4 protein-coding genes and 1 pseudogene are annotated in these 4,113 nt (G+C 68.2%); 2 read left to right on the plus strand and 3 right to left on the minus strand.

The features are described from left to right. Both JMF90_RS26990 and pxpA read left to right on the plus strand, forming a co-directional pair. Nucleotides 1-162 (plus strand): annotated as a pseudogene (locus JMF90_RS26990) (allophanate hydrolase); the annotation flags it as partial. A 55-nt stretch (nucleotides 163-217) separates the two neighbouring features. Continuing rightward, complete coding sequence (gene pxpA / locus JMF90_RS26995) at nucleotides 218-982, plus strand: 5-oxoprolinase subunit PxpA (RefSeq protein ID WP_006483671.1); 765 nt, start codon at nucleotides 218-220, stop codon at nucleotides 980-982. A gap of 557 nt (nucleotides 983-1,539) precedes the next feature. Here pxpA and JMF90_RS27000 read toward each other — a convergent pair. The 3 genes from JMF90_RS27000 to JMF90_RS27010 form a co-directional block, all read right to left on the minus strand. Beyond that, the gene (locus JMF90_RS27000) at nucleotides 1,540-2,685 is read right to left on the minus strand and encodes a TraB/GumN family protein (RefSeq protein WP_006477545.1); all 1,146 of its coding nucleotides are present in this window, start codon (nucleotides 2,683-2,685) and stop codon (nucleotides 1,540-1,542) included. Further along, nucleotides 2,678-3,694, minus strand: a complete 1,017-nt coding sequence (locus tag JMF90_RS27005) for a peptide ABC transporter ATP-binding protein (RefSeq protein WP_006477544.1) — start codon at nucleotides 3,692-3,694, stop codon at nucleotides 2,678-2,680. The genes JMF90_RS27000 and JMF90_RS27005 overlap by 8 nt, the downstream gene beginning before the upstream one ends. Then, nucleotides 3,691-4,113 (minus strand): ABC transporter ATP-binding protein (locus JMF90_RS27010; RefSeq protein WP_201325646.1); only part of this gene is annotated, 423 nt, incomplete at its 5' end. The genes JMF90_RS27010 and JMF90_RS27005, both read right to left, overlap by 4 nt.

The raw sequence follows: 4,113 nt of genomic DNA on the forward strand, positions 1-4,113 counted from the left end.
CTCGCGCAGGCACGGCTCAACCTGCCGATCCGCTTCGTGCGCACGACACTCGACGCCGCGCGCGCCGCCCTCGTCGCGGAACGGGCGTACCTGCGGCAGATCGACGTCGCGATCGAGATGCGAGAGGAAGCGCGCCGCCGCGCCCAATCGCGCGCGGCGTGACAATGGCGGAAGCAGTCGCGAAGGACGCGCCACGCAACCAGTGGACGAGGAACATATGGAAATCGATCTGAATGCCGATCTCGGCGAAGGATGCGGATCGGACGAGGCGCTGCTCGACCTCGTCACGTCGGCGAACATCGCATGCGGATGGCACGCAGGCGGCGCGAATGCGATGCGCGACTGCGTGCGCTGGGCCGTGCAGAAAGGCGTGTCGATCGGCGCGCATCCGAGCTTCCACGATCCGGAGAATTTCGGCCGCAAGGAAATGCAGCTGCCGGCCGGCGACATCTACGCGGGCGTGCTGTACCAGCTCGGCGCGCTGTCGGCGATCGCGCAGGCCGAGGGCGGCCGCATCGCGCACGTAAAACCGCACGGCGCGCTGTACAACCAGGCCGCGCGCGACCCGCTGATCGCCGACGCGGTGGTGTCCGCGATCCACGATTTCGATCCGTCGCTCGCGGTGTTCGGGCTCGCGAACAGCGTGTTCATCGCGGCCGCGCGGCAGGCGGGGCTCGCGGCGGTGGAGGAAGTGTTCGCCGATCGCGGCTACCGCGCGGACGGCTCGCTGGTGCCGCGCAGTCTGCCCGGCGCGTTGATCGACGACGAAGATGCGGTGCTCGCGCGCACGCTGGACATGGTGCGCAACCGGCAGGTGCGCGCGCTGAGCGGCGAATGGGTGCCGCTCAATGCGCAGACCGTCTGCCTGCATGGCGACGGGCCGCATGCGCTGGCGTTCGCGAAGCGAATCCGCGCGGCGCTCGAGGCCGCCGGCGTCGACGTCGTGGCGCCCGGCGCGCTGCAGGCCGACGAAGGCGCGTAACGCAGCATTCGGCGCAGGGCCCGCGCGCCGCACGTTTTCGTCGCACCAAAGAAAAAAGCGCCCTCGTGGCGCTTTTCCGTTGGTGCAATCGGTGCGGCTTCGCCGTCTGTCGATTCACCCCCCGAAACCGTCTTTCGACGGTGACCGGAAAAATATTCCGGATTAAAAAACGTCCGCCGCCGCCCGATCACTGCCTTCCCCGGTCAGACGACGGAACGTCGCTTATGTGCAAGTCGGCCCGCATGCATGTGTTGTTCGACGATGATTGGCCCCGCCGTGCATGCAGACTCTCCGCGGCCGGCACGTGCTTCACGTGCCGGCGACGCTCACCCCGCGCTTTATTTCTGCTACCCCGTAGAACTTATCTATTCTTTTCATTTTTTCAACTTGTGGGGTGAAGAATAGATATTGGCCGAACGGGATGTCAATCGTTTTAAACGCTATTTTCCGACGATTCAAGGGTTTTCCTTATCGACCGGCACCACCGCGCAGGCGTGTCGCACGGTACGCGCGACGTCGATCAAACAGGGGACGATCAGTGCGGTAGCCGGGCGCGATCAGTTCGCGTCGACCCGGTATCCTTGCTGGCGCAACAATTCGAGCACGCCGCGCGGGCCACCCAGATGCAGCGCGCCGATCGCGACGAACAGCGGCCGGTTCGGCGCGGCGATTGCAGTCATCCGTGCAACGAAGCGCCGGTTGCGCTCGTACACGATCTTGTTGTCGAGCGACGCCGACAACGCCTTCGAACGGGCGAGCCGTTCGCTCTTCGCGACGGCCCACGCCGAGATCGCATCGGCGTCGCCAATTCGCCACAGCCGGTGCAGTGCCTTGATGTCGTCGGCGTTCTGCGCGGGCGTCTGCACCATGTCCTGCGCGAGCATCTCGCGCTGCTCGGCCAGCGTCAGCCCGGTGAACGCGCGCATCTGTTCGGCGAGCGTCTCGAGTCCGATCACGCGGCCGCCCTTCTTCTTCAGGAACACGTTCTGCAGTTGCGCCTCGGTACCGTATTCGGTCTGCAGGCCCGCGGACAGCGAATCGTAGGTCTCGACGACGAGCGCCGCGAGCCACGGCCGCATCTTGCGGATCTCGGCGAGCGCGGCCGGGTTGCCGCGCAGGCGCGCCGCGAGCCGCTGCCACAGCGGCTCGGGCAGCAGGCGCTGCAGGCACGGGTAGCGGCACACGCCGTACTTCGACACGTCGTCCTGCGATTCGAGCAGATCGTCGGGCGACAGCTCGAGCGCGAGCGTCGGCGACGCGGCGAGCGCCGCGAGGATGCGCGGCCGGAACGGCTGCGCGCTCGGGTAATCGGACGGGTCGCCCGTGTGCAGCGTGCCGAGCACGTAGAGCGTGACCTTGCCCTTGGTCGCGACGTAGAACGGCATGCGCGCCGGCTGCACGCGCACGGTGCCGCGCGACACGGTGCCGTCGGACACGGCCGGCGTATGGAAGCCCGGCAGGCTCATGCCGGGCGGCGGAACCTGCGACGGACGAATCGGCGAAGTCGCCGGCGCACGCCCCTCGGCGCGCACCGGCTCAACGGGGACCACGACGCTGGCCGCCGCGCACGCGCCGGCCAGCGCCGCGCCCGTGACGGTACGCACGCTCCAGCGCCGCGCGTAGCGGTACGCGCGCATCACGCGCGCGCCGCCTGCCCCCGCACGGCGCACGCCGGACACGCGCGCCGCCAACGCTTCAGGCATTCTCCTCCCCGACCTCCTCGGCGCGATGGCAGGCTACACGCCGGCCGTCCACTTCGCGCAATTGCGGCTCCTCGACGCGGCACCGCTCGACCGCGTACGGGCAGCGCTGGTGGAACGCGCAGCCCGACGGCGGATTGAGCGGCGACGGCAGTTCGCCCTGCAGCTTGATCTGCACGCGGCGATCTTCCTCGAAGATCGCCGGCGTCGCCGACATCAGCGCCCGCGTGTACGGATGGCGCGGCCGTGCGTAGATCGTCGCCTTGTCGCCGAGCTCGGCGACGCTGCCGAAGTACATCACCATCACGTCGTCGGCAACGTGTTCGACCACCGACAGGTTGTGCGAGATGAACACGTAGCTCGTCTTGAACTGCTCCTGCAGATCCATGAACAGGTTCAGGATCTGCGCCTGGATCGACACGTCGAGCGCGGACACCGGCTCGTCCGCGACGACGATGCGCGGATCGAGGATCATCGCGCGCGCGATCGCGACCCGCTGGCGCTGGCCGCCGGAGAACATGTGCGGATAGCGCTTCGCGTGCTCGGGGCGCAGGCCGACCGTGCGCATGATCTGCGCGATGCGCGCGGCGCGCTCGGCGGCCGTCAGGTTCGCGTTGATCTCGAGCGGCTCGGAAAGCGTCTGCTCGACGGTCTTGCGCGGGTTCAGCGACGCGAACGGATTCTGGAACACCATCTGCACGCGGCGGCGCAGGTCGGCGACCGTGTCGCGGCTCGCGCCGGCCACGTTCTTGCCGTCGATCGTCAGGCTGCCCGCGGTGGGCGTCTCGATCATCGTGAGCTGGCGCGCGAGCGTCGATTTCCCGCAGCCCGACTCGCCGACGACGGCGAGCGTCTTGCCGCGCTTCAGCGAGAACGACACGCCGTTCAGCGCCTTCACCGTGCCCTGCCCGAACATCCCGCGCTTCACCGAATAGTGCTTCGCGAGGCCGTCGGCCACCAGTACCGCTTCCTCGTCGTGCGAAGCGCGAGGCGTTTCATTGACTGCATTCATCGTGCGCCTCCCGTCAGGTCGAGGTTGGAAACATTGAGCGGCTTGATGCAGCGCGCGCGCATCGCATCGTTGGCCGGCACCAGCGTGTCGAGCGCCGGCCGCGCCTTGCGGCAATCGTCGACGACGTACTTGCAGCGCGGCGCGAACAGGCACCCGGACGGGCGATCATCGCGGCCCGGCACCATGCCCGGCAATGCGGCAAGGCGACGCGCCCCCTGATTGTGCTCGGGAATCGCCGCGAGCAGCGCTTCGGTGTACGGATGATGCGGCGCGCGGAAGATGTCGGGCACGCGGTTAGTCTCGATGATCTCGCCCGCGTACATCACCGCGACGCGATGCGCGACCTCCGACACCACGGCCAGATCGTGCGAGATCAGCACGAGCGCCATCCCGCGCTCCTTCTGCAGCTTCACGAGCAG

The organism is Burkholderia sp. E168m23 (genome assembly GCF_016586125.1).
Classification (GTDB): domain Bacteria; phylum Pseudomonadota; class Gammaproteobacteria; order Burkholderiales; family Burkholderiaceae; genus Burkholderia; species Burkholderia orbicola.

What these genes read in the sequence shown, in the direction of transcription:
- pxpA (WP_006483671.1), top strand. Translation starts at nt 218, where the DNA reads ATGGAAATCGATCTGAATGCCGATCTCGGCGAAGGATGCGGATCGGAC.
- JMF90_RS27000 (WP_006477545.1), bottom strand. Translation starts at nt 2,685, where the DNA reads ATGCCTGAAGCGTTGGCGGCGCGCGTGTCCGGCGTGCGCCGTGCGGGG.
- JMF90_RS27005 (WP_006477544.1), bottom strand. Translation starts at nt 3,694, where the DNA reads ATGAATGCAGTCAATGAAACGCCTCGCGCTTCGCACGACGAGGAAGCG.